The sequence below is a fragment of the Hydrogenophaga sp. genome (genome assembly GCF_022844385.1).
Taxonomy (GTDB): domain Bacteria; phylum Pseudomonadota; class Gammaproteobacteria; order Burkholderiales; family Burkholderiaceae_C; genus Hydrogenophaga.
Genome location: NZ_JALHLX010000067.1, coordinates 1 through 17,228, shown reverse-complemented (window position 1 = coordinate 17,228; position 17,228 = coordinate 1). Strand labels below are relative to the sequence as shown.

Annotated in this window: 20 protein-coding genes and 1 pseudogene; 19 read left to right on the top strand and 2 right to left on the bottom strand. The window is 62.7% G+C overall.

Annotation, left to right across the window (positions count from 1 at the left end):
* Nucleotides 1-300, top strand: a pseudogene (locus tag Q0C59_RS12175) (UTP--glucose-1-phosphate uridylyltransferase); the annotation flags it as partial.
* Between the two features lie 4 nt (nt 301-304).
* On the opposite strand, the gene Q0C59_RS12170 reads toward Q0C59_RS12175, so the two are convergent.
* Nucleotides 305-1,039 (bottom strand): SAM-dependent methyltransferase, encoded by a 735-nt coding sequence (locus tag Q0C59_RS12170; RefSeq protein WP_291215785.1) that lies wholly within the window; start codon nt 1,037-1,039, stop codon nt 305-307.
* 59 nt (nt 1,040-1,098) lie between these two features.
* A complete protein-coding gene (locus Q0C59_RS12165; RefSeq protein WP_291215782.1) occupies nt 1,099-1,713 on the bottom strand; it encodes a Maf family nucleotide pyrophosphatase in 615 nt (204 codons plus the stop codon).
* A 37-nt stretch (nt 1,714-1,750) separates the two neighbouring features.
* Between Q0C59_RS12165 and Q0C59_RS12160 the strand changes: the two genes are divergently transcribed.
* The 18 genes from Q0C59_RS12160 to Q0C59_RS12075 form a co-directional block, all read left to right on the top strand.
* Complete coding sequence (locus Q0C59_RS12160; protein WP_291215780.1) at nt 1,751-2,317, top strand: DUF177 domain-containing protein; 567 nt, start codon at nt 1,751-1,753, stop codon at nt 2,315-2,317.
* A 145-nt stretch (nt 2,318-2,462) separates the two neighbouring features.
* Nucleotides 2,463-2,645 carry a 50S ribosomal protein L32 gene (gene rpmF, locus Q0C59_RS12155; protein ID WP_019575026.1) on the top strand — a complete coding sequence of 61 codons (183 nt, stop codon included), beginning with the start codon at nt 2,463-2,465 and terminating at the stop codon, nt 2,643-2,645.
* Nucleotides 2,646-2,779: 134 nt separating this feature from the next.
* Nucleotides 2,780-3,841: a phosphate acyltransferase PlsX gene (plsX, locus tag Q0C59_RS12150; protein ID WP_291215778.1), complete on the top strand. Its 1,062-nt coding sequence runs from the start codon at nt 2,780-2,782 to the stop codon at nt 3,839-3,841.
* Between the two features lie 19 nt (nt 3,842-3,860).
* Nucleotides 3,861-4,838, top strand: a complete 978-nt coding sequence (locus tag Q0C59_RS12145; protein WP_291215775.1) for a beta-ketoacyl-ACP synthase III — start codon at nt 3,861-3,863, stop codon at nt 4,836-4,838.
* A gap of 54 nt (nt 4,839-4,892) precedes the next feature.
* Nucleotides 4,893-5,843, top strand: a complete 951-nt coding sequence (gene fabD / locus Q0C59_RS12140; RefSeq protein ID WP_291215772.1) for an ACP S-malonyltransferase — start codon at nt 4,893-4,895, stop codon at nt 5,841-5,843.
* A 15-nt stretch (nt 5,844-5,858) separates the two neighbouring features.
* The gene (fabG, locus tag Q0C59_RS12135) at nt 5,859-6,620 is read left to right on the top strand and encodes a 3-oxoacyl-ACP reductase FabG (RefSeq protein WP_291215770.1); all 762 of its coding nucleotides are present in this window, start codon (nt 5,859-5,861) and stop codon (nt 6,618-6,620) included.
* A gap of 123 nt (nt 6,621-6,743) precedes the next feature.
* Nucleotides 6,744-6,983 (top strand): acyl carrier protein, encoded by a 240-nt coding sequence (gene acpP, locus Q0C59_RS12130; protein WP_068173947.1) that lies wholly within the window; start codon nt 6,744-6,746, stop codon nt 6,981-6,983.
* 92 nt (nt 6,984-7,075) lie between these two features.
* Nucleotides 7,076-8,320, top strand: a complete 1,245-nt coding sequence (gene fabF, locus Q0C59_RS12125) for a beta-ketoacyl-ACP synthase II (RefSeq protein WP_291215764.1) — start codon at nt 7,076-7,078, stop codon at nt 8,318-8,320.
* Nucleotides 8,321-8,371: 51 nt separating this feature from the next.
* Nucleotides 8,372-8,824, top strand: coding sequence for a hypothetical protein (locus tag Q0C59_RS12120; RefSeq protein WP_291215761.1), 453 nt, complete (start codon nt 8,372-8,374; stop codon nt 8,822-8,824).
* A gap of 91 nt (nt 8,825-8,915) precedes the next feature.
* Entirely contained in the window at nt 8,916-9,557 is a 642-nt protein-coding gene (gene rpoE, locus Q0C59_RS12115; protein ID WP_069047139.1) for an RNA polymerase sigma factor RpoE, read from the top strand.
* A gap of 56 nt (nt 9,558-9,613) precedes the next feature.
* Nucleotides 9,614-10,315, top strand: coding sequence for a sigma-E factor negative regulatory protein (locus Q0C59_RS12110; protein WP_291215759.1), 702 nt, complete (start codon nt 9,614-9,616; stop codon nt 10,313-10,315).
* A 39-nt stretch (nt 10,316-10,354) separates the two neighbouring features.
* Nucleotides 10,355-11,425 carry a MucB/RseB C-terminal domain-containing protein gene (locus tag Q0C59_RS12105; RefSeq protein WP_291215756.1) on the top strand — a complete coding sequence of 357 codons (1,071 nt, stop codon included), beginning with the start codon at nt 10,355-10,357 and terminating at the stop codon, nt 11,423-11,425.
* A gap of 109 nt (nt 11,426-11,534) precedes the next feature.
* Complete coding sequence (locus tag Q0C59_RS12100; RefSeq protein ID WP_291215753.1) at nt 11,535-13,049, top strand: DegQ family serine endoprotease; 1,515 nt, start codon at nt 11,535-11,537, stop codon at nt 13,047-13,049.
* Nucleotides 13,050-13,190: 141 nt separating this feature from the next.
* Entirely contained in the window at nt 13,191-13,502 is a 312-nt protein-coding gene (locus tag Q0C59_RS12095) for a hypothetical protein (RefSeq protein WP_291215750.1), read from the top strand.
* A 72-nt stretch (nt 13,503-13,574) separates the two neighbouring features.
* Nucleotides 13,575-15,383, top strand: coding sequence for a translation elongation factor 4 (lepA, locus tag Q0C59_RS12090; protein ID WP_291215746.1), 1,809 nt, complete (start codon nt 13,575-13,577; stop codon nt 15,381-15,383).
* Nucleotides 15,383-16,360 carry a signal peptidase I gene (gene lepB, locus Q0C59_RS12085; RefSeq protein WP_370654261.1) on the top strand — a complete coding sequence of 326 codons (978 nt, stop codon included), beginning with the start codon at nt 15,383-15,385 and terminating at the stop codon, nt 16,358-16,360. Before lepA ends, lepB begins: the two co-directional genes overlap by 1 nt.
* 28 nt (nt 16,361-16,388) lie before the next feature.
* Entirely contained in the window at nt 16,389-16,736 is a 348-nt protein-coding gene (locus Q0C59_RS12080) for a DUF4845 domain-containing protein (RefSeq protein ID WP_291215741.1), read from the top strand.
* Between the two features lie 43 nt (nt 16,737-16,779).
* The coding region (locus Q0C59_RS12075) for a ribonuclease III family protein (RefSeq protein ID WP_291215738.1) at nt 16,780-17,228 on the top strand (449 nt) is incomplete at its 3' end.

Below are 17,228 nucleotides of genomic sequence, written 5' to 3'. Positions count from 1 at the left end.
GAAAAGCCCGCACCCGACGTGGCGCCGTCCACCTTGGCGGTGGCCGGGCGCTACGTGCTCACGCCGGCTGTGTTCGAGAGCATCCGCCGCCAGCCGCGCGGTGCGGGTGGCGAGATCCAGCTCACCGACGGCATCGCCGCCTTGATCGGCGTTGAAAAAGTGCAGGCCTTCCGCTACGACGGCACGCGCTATGACTGCGGCAGCAAGGAGGGTTTCCTGGAGGCCACGATCGATCTCGCACTGGCCAACGCCGAACTGGGCGCCTCGGTGCGCGCCCACCTCAAGCGCGTGATGGGTTGAAGGTTCAACGACCGAACAGAAACACCGCTGGGGCGTCCAGCGGCAGTTCGTTGACGATGCCCGGGCTGCGTTTCCATTCGCTCACCAACGCGCTGCGGCTGACCTGCTGCGGCAACGACATCGCGCAGCACACCGCCAACCGCGTGTGCGGGTGCAGCGTCTGAAGCAATGCCTGCAACAGTGCGGTGTTGCGGTAGGGCGTTTCGATCAACATCTGCGTCTGCCCGGTTTTCAGAGCCAGGGCCTCCAGTTCGCGCAGGCGCTTGCCGCGCTCCGTGGCCTCTTGCGGCACGTAGCCGACAAACGCGAAGTTCTGGCCATTCAAGCCGCTGGCCGCCAGCGCCAGCATCAGCGAGATGGGCCCCGTGAGCGGTACCACTTTCAAACCCAGCGCGTGTGCCGCCCGCACCACGGCGCTGCCCGGGTCGGCAATGGCCGGCATGCCGGCTTCGCTCACCAAGCCGATACTGTGCCCGTGCAGAGCCGGGGCGAGCAGCTCGCGCGCCTGCGCGTCACCCTCGGCCTGCGGCGTGTGGTCGCCCTTCTTGTGCGCGGCGCGGGGCAATTCGATGATGTGCTGGCCTTGCACCGGCGCGGCAATGCCCACCAAGGCTTCAACCCGTTTCAGGAATGCCCGCGTGCTCTTGGCGTTCTCGGTGATCCAGTGCGTGAGGCCACTGGCCACCGCCAACGTTTCCCGGGGCAACCAGGTGTCTGCGGGCGCGGGATCCACCGCCATGCCGAAATCCAGCGGCGTGGGCACCAAGTAGAGCGTTCCTTTGGTGGAGGGAGGGGCGCTCACGGCACGTGCACGCCGGCGGCGCGGATCATGCGGCAGGTGCGAATCAAGGGCAGGCCGATCAGCGCCGTGGGGTCGTCGTTGTCGATGCGCTCCAGCAACGAGATGCCCAGGCCTTCGCTCTTGGCGCTGCCGGCGCAGTCGTAGGGTTGTTCGGCGCGCAGGTAGCGCTCGATCTCGGCGTCACTGAGTTTGCGAAACACCACGCGCACCGAGGCGATGTCGCACTGCTCGAAGCCCGTGGCGGCACAGACCACCGCCAGTGCGGTCTGAAACACCACCGTTTCGCCGCGCAGGCGCTTGAGCTGCACGACCGCCCGCTCGTGGGTACCCGGTTTGCCCAGTGGCTCGCCGCGCAGGTCCGCCACCTGATCGCTGCCGATCACCACTGCTTGCGGGTGGCGTGCAGCCACTTCACGCGCCTTGGCAAGGGCCAGGCGCACGGCCAGATCGGTGGGGTTTTCGCCCGATCTCGGAGTTTCGTCCACGTTGGGCGCCACTGCCTCGAACGGCAGCTTCAGCCGGGAGAGCAGTTCGTGTCGGTAACGTGAGGTGGAACCCAGGATGAGTGGGCGCGAAGTGGGCGAGGGGGCGCTGGGGCGGTCGGGCGTCATCCCGCTATTCTGCTTGCATTCTTTTAAACTGCCTGACATGAAACCCACACCCAAGACCAGCTGGAATCCCGAGAGGCTGGACGTGCGCGCCTTTGCCCAGGCTGGCGCCGATTTGCATGCTGACGACCCTTTGACCCGATTTGAGCGGCTGGTGGCCGAGGCCCACGCCGAGGACGGCCAGCCCGCCCTGGGGTCGGTCACCTGGCAGGCCAGGGGCGAAATGCGCGCTGGCGCCTCCGGAGGGGCGCCGGCGGTCTGGCTGCACTTGCAGGCCGATGCATCGATCCCATTGACGTGTCAGCGCTGTCTCGGACCGGTCGACACACCGCTGAAGGTGGACAGGTGGTTTCGCTTTGTGAACGACGAGGCCACGGCAGCGGCCGAAGACGACGACTGTGAGGAGGATCTGCTGGCGCTGGAGCCCCGTCCGCGGCTCCACGACGTGCTTGAAGACGAACTGCTGATGGAGTTGCCGCTGGTCCCCTTGCACGACACCTGTCCGGTGCCGGTGGTGATGCAGGCGTCCGATCCCATGGTGGGGCTGGAAGACAACGAGCCGCAGCGCAAGAACCCGTTTGCCGAGCTGGCCAAGCTCAAAAAGTAGGCAGGCTGCCCGCCCCTCATCGGGATCTGGGCCCGAGCCAGCGCTTCGGGCTATAATGCTTGGCTTTGCGCTGGCATCCAAAGGCACACAGATGTGCATGGTTTCAGGCGCACCCGTTTGTCCCACCCGATTTCAGGAGCCCACCATGGCTGTTCAGCAAAACAAAAAGTCCCCTTCCAAGCGCGGCATGCACCGTTCGCACAACGCGCTGAACGTGCCGGGCATCGCCGTGGAGCCCACCACTGGTGAAATCCACCTGCGCCACCACATCAGCCCCAACGGTTTTTACCGTGGCCGTCAGGTGCTGAAGAACAAATCCGAAGCCTGACGTGACGGTTTGCCTTTGGCCTCGCTGCGTCACACGCTCGGGGTCAGGCGAACTCGACAGGCCCAGGCCCGCATGTTCCATGCGGGCTTTTTTCATGGAAGGGGCACCTGCCGTGCCCGCCTCAGGAACTTGAGATGATCACCATTGCCGTGGATTGCATGGGTGGGGATGTCGGTCCGGGCGCGACGATGCCCGCCTGCCAGGCCTTTCTTGCCAGCCACCCGCAAGCCCAGCTCTTGCTGGTGGGCAAGCCTGATGTGTTCCGGGCCTGGCCCCAGTTGCTCAACAACGTCCGATGCACCGTTGTACCGGCGACCGAAATCGTTGGCATGGACGATTCGGTGGAAATTGCACTTCGCCGCAAGAAGGACTCGTCCATGCGGGTGTCGATCAATCAGGTCAAGGACGGTCTTGCCCAGGCGGTGGTTTCTGCCGGCAACACGGGTGCTTTGATGGCCATCGCCCGTTATGTGCTCAAGACCATGGATGGAATCGACCGCCCGGCCATCGCCACACAAATGCCCAACGCCCGCGGAGGCGCCACCACGGTGCTGGACCTCGGCGCCAACGTCGATTGTTCGGCCGAGCACCTGCTGCAGTTCGCCGTGATGGGCTCGGCCCTCGTGGCCGCAGCCACTGGGCGCCCGGAGCCCAGCGTGGGACTGCTGAACGTGGGTGAAGAAGTCATCAAAGGCAGCGAAGTGATCAAAAAAGCGGGTGTTTTGCTGCGAAATGCAGCCAACACCGGGGATTTGAACTTTTTTGGGAACGTCGAAGGAGACGATATCTTCAAGGGCACGACTGACATCGTGGTGTGTGACGGTTTTGTAGGCAATGTTGCGCTGAAGGCCAGTGAGGGCCTGGCCTCGATGATCAGCGGCTTCCTTCGGGAAGAGTTCTCCAGCAGTATTTTCCGGAAAATGGCCGCCATCGTTGCCTATCCGGTCCTAAAGTCGTTCAAAAACCGCGTGGATCACCGGCGGTACAACGGTGCTGCGTTGTTGGGTCTGCAAGGACTTGTTTTCAAGAGCCATGGTTCGGCAGACGCCTTCGCGTTCGAGCAGGCGCTGGGGCGGGCTTATGATGCGGCCCACAACCATTTGCTGGACAACGTGCGAGAACGCATTGCACACGCGCAGCAGCTGATGTCCCCCGAGTCGCTGCCCAGCGAGCTCAAGAGCATCCCGACACTCTGATCCACCCCAAACGCACCGCATGACCCGTTTTGCCCGCATCACCGGCACCGGCAGTTGCCTGCCGCCGAACCGCCTGACCAACGCCGACATGGTGGACATGCTGGCCCAACGTGGCGTGGAGACCAGCGACGACTGGATCGTGGAGCGCACCGGCATCCGGGCGCGTCACTTTGCGGCGGACGGTATGTTCGCCAGCGACCTGGCCGCGGTGGCTTGTCGCGAAGCCATGGCCGCCGCGGGCGTGCTGCCGGCCGACATCGACTTGATCATCGTCGCCACCTCAACGCCCGACATGGTGTTTCCCTCGACCGCCGCACTGCTGCAGCACAAGCTGGGTATTGCGGGCTGTCCGGTGTTCGATGTGCAGGCGGTCTGCAGCGGGTTCATTTACGCACTCACCGTGGCCGATGCCCTGATCCAGTCGGGCACGGCGCACAAGGCGCTCGTGGTCGGCTCCGAGGTGTTCAGCCGCATCCTCGATTTCAACGACCGCACCACCTGCGTGTTGTTTGGCGATGGTGCGGGGGCCGTGGTGCTGGAGGCCTCTGACAAACCTGGCATCCTCGCCACCGATATCCATGCCGACGGCAAGCACTCGGGTATTTTGTGCGTTCCAGGGCACGTGTCGGGCGGCTCGATCCTGGGCGACCCGCTGCTCAAGATGGACGGCCAGGCGGTGTTCAAGCTGGCGGTGGGTGTGCTCGAAGACACCGCACGGGCTGTGCTCGCCAAAGCAGGCAAAACAGCCGAAGACGTGGACTGGCTGATTCCGCACCAGGCCAACATCCGCATCATGCAAAGCACGGCGCGCAAGCTCAAGCTCTCCATGGACAAGGTGGTGGTGACCGTCGATCAGCATGGCAACACGTCGGCCGCGTCGATACCACTGGCGCTGGACCATGCGGTGCGCCGCGGCCAGGTGAAGAGAGGCGACACCCTCCTGCTCGAAGGCGTGGGCGGCGGTTTCACCTGGGGCGCTGTTCTGCTCGATTTCTGAGGTCGACCGGCATCCGGTCGCAGCGTCCTCCGCACAAGAACATTTGAAGATCCCATGAAGAACTTTGCGTTTGTATTTCCTGGCCAGGGCTCACAAGCCGTGGGCATGCTGGACGCCTGGGGCGATCACCCCGAGGTGCGGAGCACGCTTGCCGAAGCATCGGATGCGCTGAATGAGGACGTGGGGCAACTGATCCATGTCGGCCCCAAGGAGTTGCTGTCCCTCACGACCAACACGCAGCCGGTGATGCTGGTTGCGGGCGTGGCCGCCTGGCGCGTGTGGCGTGCGGAGGGCGGTGCCTTGCCGGCCGTGCTCGCAGGGCACTCCCTGGGTGAATACGCTGCTCTCGTGGCGTCTGGTGTGTTGCCGCTGGCCCAGGCAGCGCCACTCGTGCGCTTCCGCGCAGCGGCCATGCAGGAAGCCGTGCCGGTCGGTACCGGCGCCATGGCCGCCATCCTCGGCATGGACGCCCAGCGCGTGATCGCTGGTTGCGCCGAGGCGCAAGCCACTTTCGGTGCAGACAGTCTGGAAGTGGTGGAGGCAGTGAACTTCAACGATCCGGCACAAACCGTGATCGCGGGCAGCAAGGCGGCGGTCGACAAAGCCTGCGAGGTGCTCAAGGCCAACGGTGCGAAGCGCGCGCTGCCATTGCCGGTATCGGCACCTTTCCATTCCAGCCTCATGAAGCCGGCCGCCGAGCGACTGAAAGAAAAACTGGCCAACACGGTGTTTGCCCAGGCGCAGGTATCAGTTGTCAACAACATCGACGTGGCCGTTGAAACCGACGCAGACCGCATCCGCGATGCGCTGTACCGACAAGCGTTTGGCCCGGTGCGCTGGGTGGAGTGCGTACAGGCCATCAAGGCGCGCGGCATCGACACGATCGTCGAGTGCGGTCCGGGCAAGGTGCTCGCCGGCATGGTCAAGCGCATCGACCCCGAACTCACAGGCCTTGCCCTGTACGACCCGGCCACATTGGCCGACGTCAAAACTTCTTTGGCCTGAGGTCAGGAGAACACCATGTCTGAAGTGAAATTCTCCGGCCAGGTGGCCCTGGTCACCGGCGCCTCGCGCGGCATTGGCGCGGCTATCGCACACGAGCTGGTTGCGCGCGGCCTGGTCGTGATCGGCACGGCTACCAGCGACGAAGGCGCGGCGAGGATCACCGCCAGCCTGACCGGTGTTGCTGGCGCCGCTGTGGGCTGCCGCGGGGCCAAGCTGGACGTGAACGATGCGGCATCCGCCGAAGCGCTGATCGATGCAATCGTCAAGGCACACGGTGGCCTGCAGGTGTTGGTGAACAACGCCGGCATCACCCGCGACATGCTGGCCATGCGCTTGAAAGACGACGACTGGGACGCCGTGCTCGACACCAATCTCAAGGCGGTGTTCCGCATGAGCCGTGCGGTGATCCGCCCGATGATGAAGCAGCGTTACGGACGCATCATCAGCATCACCAGCGTGGTGGGTGCCTCGGGCAACGCAGGCCAGGCCAACTACGCAGCGGCCAAAGCCGGTGTGGCGGGCATGACGCGAGCGCTGGCACGCGAACTCGGCAGCCGCAACATCACCGTGAATTGCGTGGCACCTGGTTTTATCGAAACCGACATGACTGCCGCGCTGCCCGAAGAGCAGCAGAAGGCTTTGTTGGGTCAGATCCCGCTCGGACATCTGGGCAAACCGGCCGACATCGCGCATGCAGTGGCCTACCTTGCTGGCCCGCACGCCTCTTACGTGACGGGTCAGGAACTGCACGTCAACGGCGGCATGTTCATGTCTTGAAGACAGGCCCCGCTTTCAAACTTGTCGAATCGCCGCGCCAGCCGCCCGGCGGGCCATCTGGGGAGACCTCCCTAGCCCGGCTAAAATGGCGGCCTTGCATTTCAACCACCCTCAGAGGGACTTATGAGCGATATCGAAGCACGTGTTAAGAAAATCATTGCCGAACAACTCGGTGTGGAAGAGGGTCAGGTCACCAACGAAAAAGCTTTCGTGGCCGACCTCGGCGCCGACTCCCTGGACACGGTGGAATTGGTGATGGCTCTCGAGGACGAGTTCGGTATTGAGATTCCCGACGAAGACGCCGAGAAAATCACGACGGTACAAAACGCCATCGATTACGCAATGGCCCACCAGAAGGCCTGATTGTTTATTTGCATGCGTTCAACCGCTGCCTGCCCCGGATGTTCTTTGAACCCGGGCTGCCAGGTGCGTGGGCAAGAGCGCGGGGGAACTGAATGAGCCGTCGTCGCGTTGTCGTGACCGGCCTGGGCTGTATCAGCCCCGTGGGAAACACGGTGGAAGATGCCTGGGCCAATCTGTTGGCCGGGCGCTCCGGCATTGACCTCATCACCCGGTTTGACGCTTCCAACTTCGCCTGCAAGATCGCGGGCGAGGTCAAGGGTTTCAACATCGAGTCCTACATGAGTGCAAAAGAAGCGCGCACCATGGACAGCTTCATCCACTTTGGCGTTGCAGCGGCCCACCAGGCCGTGATCGACTCGGGCTTGCCCCTGGGTGATGCGCTGGATGAAGAGACCGCCATTCGCATTGGCTGCATCATCGGCTCGGGCATCGGTGGCTTGCCACTGATCGAGGAGACCCACGCCGAACTGGTGAGCCGTGGGCCACGCCGCATTTCGCCGTTTTTCGTGCCTGCGTCGATCATCAACATGATCGCAGGCCATGTGTCCATGCGATACGGCTTCAAGGGCCCGAACCTCGCTGTGGTCACGGCGTGCACCACCGGACTGCATTGCATCGGGGAAGCTGCACGGAAGATCGAATACGGCGACGCCGATGTGATTGTGGCCGGCGGATCCGAAGCCACGGTCTCGCCTTTGGGTGTGGGTGGATTTGCCGCCATGCGCGCCCTGTCCACGCGCAACGACGATCCCGCCACGGCCTCGCGTCCGTGGGACAAGGACCGCGACGGGTTTGTGCTGGGCGAAGGAGCGGGCGTGATGGTGCTCGAAGAGTATGAGTTTGCCAAGGCGCGAGGCGCGCGCATTTATGCCGAACTCTCGGGCTACGGCATGAGCGCCGACGCGGGCCACATGACGGCACCCAGCATGGACGGTCCCCGCCGCGCCATGGTCAGCGCATTGCGCAACGCGGGTCTGAACGCCGACCAGGTGGACTACCTCAATGCGCACGGCACTTCGACACCTTTGGGCGATCTGAACGAAACGAATGCCATCAAGGCCGCTCTGGGTGATCAGGCTCACAAGATGGTGGTGAACTCCACCAAGTCCATGACCGGTCATTTGCTGGGTGGCGCTGGTGGCATCGAAAGTGTCTTCACCGTGCTGGCTCTGCATCACCAGAAAAGCCCTCCGACCATCAACATCTTCAACCAGGACCCCGAGTGCGACCTGGACTACTGCGCCAACACGGCGCGCGACATGAAGATCGACGTTGCGCTCAAGAACAACTTCGGTTTTGGCGGCACCAACGGCTCGCTGGTCTTCAAGCGCGTTTGAACCCTTCGATCGCCTTTATCCAACAGCTTACCCATGCACAGCGCCCCATCCGTGGTCTACCCGGTGGGGCGCTGTTCGTTTCAGGCCCGGCTGTTGATTGCGCTCGGGGGCGCAGCGGCCTTGGCGGGGATGGCGTTTCTTGTCGAGTCGAATTTTTCGAGCCAAGGTGTCTGGGGCAGTTTCTTCCGCATCGCACTCATCCTGGGTTGGCTGGTCTGGGTGATCGCAGCGTGTGTGACCTGGCTTCGTTCCCCCGAAGGCACTCTGCGGTGGGAGCCCCAAGGTGGGAGCGAAGGCATCAACGGCGCATGGACATGGTCCGATGGGACGGCCGCCGAGCCGGCGGGGCTGAGCAGAGTGGAGCGTGTGCTGGACTTGCAGTGCCGCCTTCTGTTGCGCATCCGCGAGCCGGGTGGCGGGCCGCGGTGGGTCTGGGTCGAGCGAAACAGCCATCCGGCGCGGTGGAGCGACTTGCGCCGAGCGCTGGTGTCGAGCCAAGCGTGAAGTTGACGCGCCTTGTGCAGGCCTTCGAAGCGGCAGGCCATGGTTGGCTGGGCCGTTCGTGTTCCAACCCTTGGGTTATATTTCCGCGCGCATGACTCCCGAAGACCACACCGCCCCCCCGCCCCCCGACAGCGACGTCATGTTGGTGCAGCGCACACTGGGCGGGGAGCAGCGCGCGTTTGAGTTGCTCGTCATCAAATACCAGCGCCGAGTCGAACGGCTCATTGGCCGCATGGTTCGGGACTCAGACCTTGTTCAAGATATAGCGCAGGAAACCTTCATCCGGGCCTACCGTGCGCTGGCGCAGTTCCGCGGCGATGCCCAGTTCTACACCTGGCTGTACCGGATCGCGGTGAATACCGCGAAAAAACAGCTGATGGAACTCAAGCGCGACCCCCTCGTTTTCCAGTCGCAGATGAAATCCTCGGACGACGATGAAACTTCCTCGTCCGAACGCGAACTAAATTTCAACGCGGCCGACACCGAGACGCCCGAGGCAGTGCTGGCCAGCAAGGAAATTGCGCAGGCGGTCAATGCGGCCATGGACGCGCTGCCTGAAGAGTTGCGAATGGCGATCACCTTGCGGGAAATCGAGGGTATGAGCTACGAAGAAATTGCGCAGGCGCTGGAATGTCCGATTGGAACGGTTCGTTCCCGGATTTTTCGAGCCCGCGAGGCGATTTCCGGGCGCATCAAACCGATGCTGGAACGCCAGACGGGCAAACGCTGGTAGTGGTATGGCGCGGTCGAGGCACGCGAATCGATTGCATTGCACACGGGAAATGAATCATGAATGCCGAACAACATCACAGCTCCTTTGCGGCTGAGAACGCCACTGCTTCCGAGATGAGCGTGGGCATGGCTCCTGCGCTGTCCGCGATGGCCGATGGCGAGGTCAGCGAAGCCGAGTTTGATACTTTGATGGGCTCTCTGGACATCGATGCGTTGCCGAATTGGCATGCGTACCAGGTGATTGGGGACGCACTGCGTGGACATGTGGACCTGACGGGTGCCCAACCGGCTGGCGACTTCCTGGCGGCTGTCCGGATCGGTCTGGCATCTGGCGATGTCGAGCGGCAGGCTGTGCCGCGTTTGCCGGTGGAAGCCGGTGTTCCGGCGACTGTTCCGGATCACCGGGAGGCCGCCAACGACGCGGTGTTTCGCTGGAAAATGGTGGCGGGTCTTGCATCGCTGGCGGCCGTGATGGCGGTGAGCTGGAGCGTGGTCTCAGGTTCCGGTTCGGGTGGTGCTGCAGGTGCACAGTTGGCGTCGAACGAGCCCGGTGTTTCCGCGCCAGCCACTGTGATGGCGACGGTCGTGGCTCCTCCGGGCAATCCATCTGTCGCGGTCAACACCGGCCAGGGTGTCCTGATCCGCGACGCGCAGCTTGAAGCCCTGCTGGCCGAACACCGCCAGCACGGGGGGATGTCCGCCTTGCAGACCCCTTCCGGCTTTATCCGCAACGCGACCTACGACGCTGCAGGACGTTGAGCAGCCATGTTGCCGAATCCGTTTGACGCGAGACCTCCCATGCCTGTGTTTGCCGCCATCGCTTCAAGCCGACTTCCCTCGCGCCACGCACGCCTTCAATTGCGGCGCTGGCGCCCTGTGGGCGCCATGGCGCTGCTGACCGCTGGTTTGTTGTTTGGCGGTCCTTCGCCAGCCCAGGTCGGGTCAACGGCCCAGGCGCCCGGCACACGGAGTGTCAATGAGTGGCTCAGTCGCATGCACGAGGCGTCGCGGCAGCGCGCTTACACCGGCACGCTGGTGGTCTCGGCTGGGGCATCCATGTCGGCGTCGAAGGTCTGGCACGTGTGCGACGGAAGCCAGCAGATGGAGCGCATCGACACGCTCACGGGCACACCACGCACCACCATCCGGCGCAACAGCGACGTCATCACTTTCGAGCCGGAGACGAAGACGGCGGTTGTCGAAAAACGCGAATCACTGGGCATGTTCCCCGAGATGCTGCGCACGCCGAACAATCTGATTCCCCAGTTTTACGCAGCGCGAGAAACCGGTGTGCAGCGCGTGGCAGGACACCTGGCCGACATGGTCGAGATCCTGCCCAAGGACGATTTGCGGTTTGGCTACCGCATCTGGTCCGAGCGGCAGACCGGTCTGGTGGTGAAGCTGCAGACGCTGGGTGAGCAGGGTGCGGTGCTGGAGCAGATGTCGTTCTCCGAACTTCAGCTCGACGCCCCGGTCAGCATGGACAAGCTTCAGAAGCTGATGAAGGACACGCGCGGCTATGAGGTGCACAAGCCGCTGCTCAAGAAAACCACCGCCGAAGCCGAGGGCTGGCGTTTGAAAGAGGCGGTGCCCGGGTTCACGGCCATGAGTTGCCACACCCGCGACACTGGCGCGGCACATACGCCCGGCACAGCACCCATGCAGTGGGTGTTCTCCGATGGGCTGGCTTCGGTGTCCCTGTTTGTCGAGCCTTTCGATGCCCAACGCCATGGCCAGGAAAAGACGGCTGCGGTCGGCGCGACACACTCGGTCAGCAAACGGGTGGGTGACCACTGGCTGACGGTGTTGGGCGAAGTGCCCCCGCCGACACTGCGCCGTTTTGCCCTTGCGCTGGAACGAACGCGCTGAACCTGCCAGACTTGTTTTTTATCTGCCGGGCCGCACTTGCGCGGTGTTTGGCGCAAAGCTGTGCCACCCACAGCCGGTCCAAGTATTTGCGAGTGTGTAAAGGATCACCATGACGCACCTGAAACGTATGCAAAAGCCCCTGCTGGCCATGACCGCATCCGCTGCACTGGCAGCCATCGGAACGGCCGCGCTCATCCTGCACGCGCCGCTGTCGGCGCAAACGGCGGTGGTGCCAGTGGTGCCGCCAGCGGCCAGCGTCCGAGGCTTGCCGGACTTCACCGATCTGGTGGATCTGGTGGGTCCGTCGGTGGTCAATATCCGGACGCTGGAGCGTGCTGCTGTTGCTCGTCCGGGCGCCAGCGGTGCGCCCGACGAACAGATGCTGGAGTTCTTCAAGCGCTTCGGCATTCCTGTGCCGCCAGGCATGACCCCGCGCACGCCGCGTCAGGAACGAGGCCCTTCCGAAGAGGCGCAGCCTCGTGGTGTGGGCTCTGGCTTCATCCTCAGTGCTGACGGTTTGATCATGACCAACGCACACGTCGTCGAGGGCGCAGACGAATTGCTGGTGACCTTGCCCGACAAGCGCGAGTTCAAGGCGCGCGTGGTCGGCGCCGACAAGCGCACCGATGTGGCGGTCGTGAAGATCGAAGCCACCGGCCTTTCCCCGGTGAAGATTGGCGACGTGAATCGCCTGCGGGTCGGCGAGTGGGTGATGGCCATCGGATCGCCCTTCGGTCTGGAGAACACCGTGACTGCCGGCATCGTGAGCGCCAAGCAGCGCGACACGGGTGACTTTTTGCCCTTCATTCAGACCGATGTGGCCATCAACCCCGGCAACTCCGGTGGGCCGCTGATCAACATGAACGGTGAGGTGATCGGCATCAACAGCCAGATCTATTCCCGCTCCGGTGGCTTCCAGGGCATCTCGTTCGCCATCCCGATCGACGAGGCCGTGCGCGTGTCCGACCAGCTCAGGACAACCGGACGTGTGACCCGCGGGCGCATTGGTGTGCAGATCGATCAGGTCAGCAAGGATGTGGCGGACTCGCTGGGACTGGGGGCGGCCAAGGGCGCACTGGTGCGTGGCGTGGAGCCCGACTCTCCCGCTGCCAAGGCAGGCGTTGAGCCTGGCGACATCATCTTGAAGTTCGATGGAAAAACCATCGAAAAGTCGGTGGACCTGCCGCGCTTTGTGGGCAACACCAAGCCCGGGAACAAGAGCAACATGACTGTGCTGCGCCGTGGTGCACAGCGCGACCTGACGATCACGGTGGCGGAGCTGGAGCCTGAAAAGCCCGAGGTGAAGGCGGCTGTGCCCGAGCCTGCCAAGCCGCAGGCCAGCAGTGCGGTGCAGTCGCTCGGCCTGGGCCTGGCCGAGTTGACCGCGGCTGAAAAGAAAGAGCTCAACCTCAAAGGTGGTGTGCGCATCGCATCTGCCGAAGGGCCCGCAGCGCGCGCCGGCTTGCGCGAAGGCGACGTCATCGTGGCCATCGCCAACACGGACACTGCAAGCCTCAAGGAGATGGAAACGGCACTGAGCAAGATCGACAAGTCGAAACCCGTGAACGTGCTGTTCCGCCGTGGCGAGTGGGCGCAGTACGCCGTGATTCGCCCGCAGCGCTGAAGCCGATCGGCACCGACCGCCGGTCGGAGCATTCAAAGACCCCCAGACCCTCCGGATCTGGGGGTTTTTCGTGAGGGTGGCCGATTCGCCACAGTGCGCAGATCCCGGTGAGTGGGGGTTGCGCTCAAGATTTGTTAGTGGATGCTCACTATCAGTGGTCTTGTGTTGACCGATTTCGCTAAAATGGACTTGTTTTTGAAGAAATTCCTGCGCCGAGAGCTTGTATTGACCCACGATGCGGGAGCAACCCCGGAAGTCCCCAGGTCGTCCACAGTCGGTTCACAAGTTTTCCCGTCATCTTGTGGATATGCTGTGCATAAGGTTCACGTTGCTGCGTTGCAACAAGGGGCTGTCGGTGGTTCGGTGGTTTGCATTCCGGGCTTTTTGCCTACAATGAAACCCCAACTATCGCAGTTGCCATTGATTGTTGGTTACGGGCGCGTCAGCAGCTGACGCGCCCTTTTTTATGGCCGCTCGTTCCTGCTCGGAGCAGCGGTTTTCCCCAGTGTTTGAGCCGTTCTCCTGATGAATCACATCCGCAATTTTTCGATCATCGCGCATATCGACCATGGCAAGTCCACGCTCGCCGATCGCATCATTTCTCTTTGTGGCGGCTTGTCCGATCGTGAGATGAGCGAGCAGGTGCTCGACTCGATGGACATCGAGAAGGAGCGTGGCATCACCATCAAGGCGCAGACCGCTTCGCTCAAGTACAAGGCGCGTGACGGACAGATCTACAACCTCAATCTGATCGACACACCCGGCCATGTTGACTTCTCTTACGAGGTCTCCCGCTCGCTCTCCGCGTGCGAAGGCGCACTGCTGGTGGTGGACGCCAGCCAGGGTGTTGAAGCCCAGACCGTGGCCAACTGCTACACCGCACTCGAACTGGGTGTGGAGGTGGTGCCGGTGCTCAACAAGATGGACCTGCCCAACGCCGACCCCGAGAACGCGAAGAGCGAGATCGAGGACGTGATCGGCATCGATGCCACCGACGCCATTCCCTGCTCGGCCAAGACGGGCATGGGTGTGGAAGACATCCTGGAAGCGGTGGTCGCGCGCATTCCCCCCCCCAAGGGCAACCCCGATGCGCCGCTGCGCGCCATGATCGTGGACAGCTGGTACGACGCCTACGTGGGCGTGGTGATGCTGGTGCGTGTGGTCGATGGTCGCCTGCTCAAAAACGAGCGCTTCAAGATGATGGCGACAAACACGGTCTACAACGCCGACAGCATGGGCGTGTTCACACCGGGCAACGAGCCACGAGAGTCGCTGCAGGCCGGCGAGGTGGGTTACATCATCGCGGGCATCAAGGAATTGCAGGCCGCCAAGGTGGGCGACACCATCACGCTGGAGAAGAAGCTGCCCAACAACGCAGGCCCGGCCACCGAGGCGCTGCCCGGCTTCAAGGAAGTGCAGCCCCAGGTGTTCGCCGGCCTGTACCCGACTGAAGCCAACCAGTACGACTCTCTGCGCGATGCACTGGAAAAACTCAAGCTCAACGACGCGTCGTTGCAGTACGAGCCCGAGGTGTCGCAGGCGCTGGGCTTCGGCTTTCGCTGTGGCTTTCTGGGCCTGCTGCACATGGAAATCGTGCAGGAGCGTTTGGAGCGCGAGTTCGACCAGGACCTCATCACGACCGCACCCAGTGTGGTCTACCAGGTGATGAAACCCGACGGCGAGGTGATGATGGTCGAGAACCCGTCCAAGATGCCCGACCAGGGCCGACTGGAAGAGATCCGCGAACCCATCGTCACCGTGCACCTGTACATGCCGCAGGAGTATGTGGGCGCGGTCATGACCCTGGCCAACCAGAAGCGCGGCATGCAGCTCAACATGGCCTACCACGGCAAGCAGGTCATGCTGACTTACGACATGCCGCTGGGTGAGATCGTGCTGGACTTCTTCGACAAGCTCAAGTCGGTGAGCCGGGGATACGCGTCCATGGACTATGAGTTCAAGGAGTACCGGGCGGCCGACGTGGTGAAGGTCGACATCCTGCTCAATGGCGAGAAAGTCGATGCCCTGTCCATCATCGTGCACCGCTCGCAGTCGCAGTACCGTGGCCGTGCTGTGGTGGCGAAGATGCGGGAAATCATCAGCCGCCAGATGTTTGACGTGGCGATCCAGGCGGCCATCGGCGGCAACGTGATCGCACGCGAGACCATCAAGGCACTGCGCAAGAACGTGCTGGCAAAATGCTACGGCGGTGACATCTCCCGCAAACGCAAACTTCTCGAAAAACAGAAAGCAGGCAAGAAGCGCATGAAACAGATCGGCTCGGTGGAGGTTCCCCAGGAGGCGTTTCTCGCCATATTGCAGGTGCAGGACTGATGCAGGCGCTGATGGGAACGGTCACCGCGGTGATCTTGACGGCCTTCGTGGCCTACGCTGGTGCCTGGTATGCCGGAGTGGTCGAAGGCAACTTCGCCCTGCTGTTGATGCTGGCCACGGTCGTCACGGGGCTTTACTGGCTGGCTGAAAAGTTCGTGTTCCTGCCGCAGCGCCGGCGTGCGGCAGACCAGTTGCTGGTGGAGCACAACACCCGCAAGGAAGCCTTGATCAAACAAGGCTTCAGCCAGGTGGAAGGCGACGTGGAGCCTGCGCGGCAAAAGCTGCTGGCCCAACCCTGGTGGCTTGACTGGACGGCAGGTCTGTTCCCCGTGATCCTTGCGGTGTTCGTCTTGCGATCGTTCCTGTTCGAACCTTTCAAGATTCCTTCGGGCTCAATGATCCCCACCTTGCGCGTGGGCGATCTCATCCTGGTGAACAAATTCCACTACGGTGTGCGCCTGCCGGTGTTCAACACCAAGCTGATCGCCAACAACGACCCCCAACGTGGCGACGTGATGGTGTTTCGTTACCCCCCGCAGCCCAGTCTCGACTACATCAAGCGGGTCATCGGTGTGCCCGGGGATGAGGTCGCCTATCTGAACAAACAGTTGAGCGTGAACGGCAAGGTTGTGCCGCGCGTGGCTCAGCCGGACTTCTTCGACAGCGATTCCATGCGCTACTCCAGGCAATTCACAGAAACGCTCAACGATCGACAGTACGGCACGCTCAACGACGATGACCGCCCCGCGTTCATTCCGGGTGCCACCGAGTTTCCGTTTGCCGACGGTTGCAAGTACACCGTTGAAGGCGTGACCTGCAAGGTGCCTGCTGGCCACTACTTCATGATGGGTGACAATCGGGACAACTCGCTGGACTCCCGCTACTGGGGTTTTGTGCCCGAGCGCAACATCGTCGGCAAGGCCTTTTTTGTCTGGATGAATTTCGGCGATCTGGGCCGTATCGGGTCCTTTGAATGACAACTCATCACCTGTGGAGCTTGACGTCATGAAACTGAAGCAGCAGCAACGCGGCCTGACCTTCATGGGCCTGATCATCGTGGGCATCTTGCTGGCTTTGGCCGGTGTGGTGTTTGCGCAGGTCGTGCCCACCTACATTGAATACATCGCCGTACAAAAGGCGGTGGACAAGGCGGCTGCCGGATCCACCGTGGCCGAGGTTCGCAGCATTTTCGACAAGGCCGCCACCATTGACGACATCCGCACCATTTCGGGCAAGGACCTCGTGGTGGGCAAAGAGGGCGACCGCGTGGTGGTCTCCTACGCCTACACCCGCGAGATTCCCCTCGCCGGTCCGGCTTACCTGTTGATGAAATACGAAGGCCGCTCGAAGTGACACGCAGCCTGGGCAGAGAGCGCTCGATGGAGCGCCCACATTCTTGAATCCGGAACTCACGGCGCTGCAACGGCGCCTGCAACACCACTTTGCCAATCCGCGCTTGCTGGAACGCGCGCTGACGCACCGCAGTTTCACCGCCGACCACAACGAACGCCTGGAGTTTCTGGGTGATTCGGTGCTCAACCTGGCGGTCTCCGGCCTCCTGTTCGAAAAGCTCAACCAGTTGCCCGAGGGCGATCTTTCACGCGTTCGCGCCAACCTGGTCAAGCAGGACACCTTGTTCGAAATCGCGTCGCGTCTGAACCTGTCGGGGTGTCTGCGGCTGGGCGACGGCGAAAAGCGCTCGGGCGGACAGAAGCGGCCCTCCATCCTGGCCGACGCGCTCGAAGCCGTGATCGGTGCCGTGTACCTCGATGCGGGCTTTGAAGCGGCCGCTGCCTTGGTACGCCGCCTCTACAGCGACCTGGAACTCAACGCGCAGATGAGCGC

Excerpts from the sequence above, each read along its gene's own strand:
- Q0C59_RS12170 (WP_291215785.1), bottom strand. The coding sequence starts at position 1,039 with ATGGCGGTGGATCCCGCGCCCGCAGACACCTGGTTGCCCCGGGAAACG.
- Q0C59_RS12165 (WP_291215782.1), bottom strand. The coding sequence starts at position 1,713 with ATGACGCCCGACCGCCCCAGCGCCCCCTCGCCCACTTCGCGCCCACTC.
- Q0C59_RS12160 (WP_291215780.1), top strand. The coding sequence starts at position 1,751 with ATGAAACCCACACCCAAGACCAGCTGGAATCCCGAGAGGCTGGACGTG.
- rpmF (WP_019575026.1), top strand. The coding sequence starts at position 2,463 with ATGGCTGTTCAGCAAAACAAAAAGTCCCCTTCCAAGCGCGGCATGCAC.
- plsX (WP_291215778.1), top strand. The coding sequence starts at position 2,780 with ATGATCACCATTGCCGTGGATTGCATGGGTGGGGATGTCGGTCCGGGC.
- Q0C59_RS12145 (WP_291215775.1), top strand. The coding sequence starts at position 3,861 with ATGACCCGTTTTGCCCGCATCACCGGCACCGGCAGTTGCCTGCCGCCG.
- fabD (WP_291215772.1), top strand. The coding sequence starts at position 4,893 with ATGAAGAACTTTGCGTTTGTATTTCCTGGCCAGGGCTCACAAGCCGTG.
- fabG (WP_291215770.1), top strand. The coding sequence starts at position 5,859 with ATGTCTGAAGTGAAATTCTCCGGCCAGGTGGCCCTGGTCACCGGCGCC.
- acpP (WP_068173947.1), top strand. The coding sequence starts at position 6,744 with ATGAGCGATATCGAAGCACGTGTTAAGAAAATCATTGCCGAACAACTC.
- fabF (WP_291215764.1), top strand. The coding sequence starts at position 7,076 with ATGAGCCGTCGTCGCGTTGTCGTGACCGGCCTGGGCTGTATCAGCCCC.
- rpoE (WP_069047139.1), top strand. The coding sequence starts at position 8,916 with ATGACTCCCGAAGACCACACCGCCCCCCCGCCCCCCGACAGCGACGTC.
- Q0C59_RS12110 (WP_291215759.1), top strand. The coding sequence starts at position 9,614 with ATGAATGCCGAACAACATCACAGCTCCTTTGCGGCTGAGAACGCCACT.
- Q0C59_RS12105 (WP_291215756.1), top strand. The coding sequence starts at position 10,355 with ATGCCTGTGTTTGCCGCCATCGCTTCAAGCCGACTTCCCTCGCGCCAC.
- Q0C59_RS12100 (WP_291215753.1), top strand. The coding sequence starts at position 11,535 with ATGACGCACCTGAAACGTATGCAAAAGCCCCTGCTGGCCATGACCGCA.
- Q0C59_RS12095 (WP_291215750.1), top strand. The coding sequence starts at position 13,191 with ATGCTCACTATCAGTGGTCTTGTGTTGACCGATTTCGCTAAAATGGAC.
- lepA (WP_291215746.1), top strand. The coding sequence starts at position 13,575 with ATGAATCACATCCGCAATTTTTCGATCATCGCGCATATCGACCATGGC.
- lepB (WP_370654261.1), top strand. The coding sequence starts at position 15,383 with ATGCAGGCGCTGATGGGAACGGTCACCGCGGTGATCTTGACGGCCTTC.
- Q0C59_RS12080 (WP_291215741.1), top strand. The coding sequence starts at position 16,389 with ATGAAACTGAAGCAGCAGCAACGCGGCCTGACCTTCATGGGCCTGATC.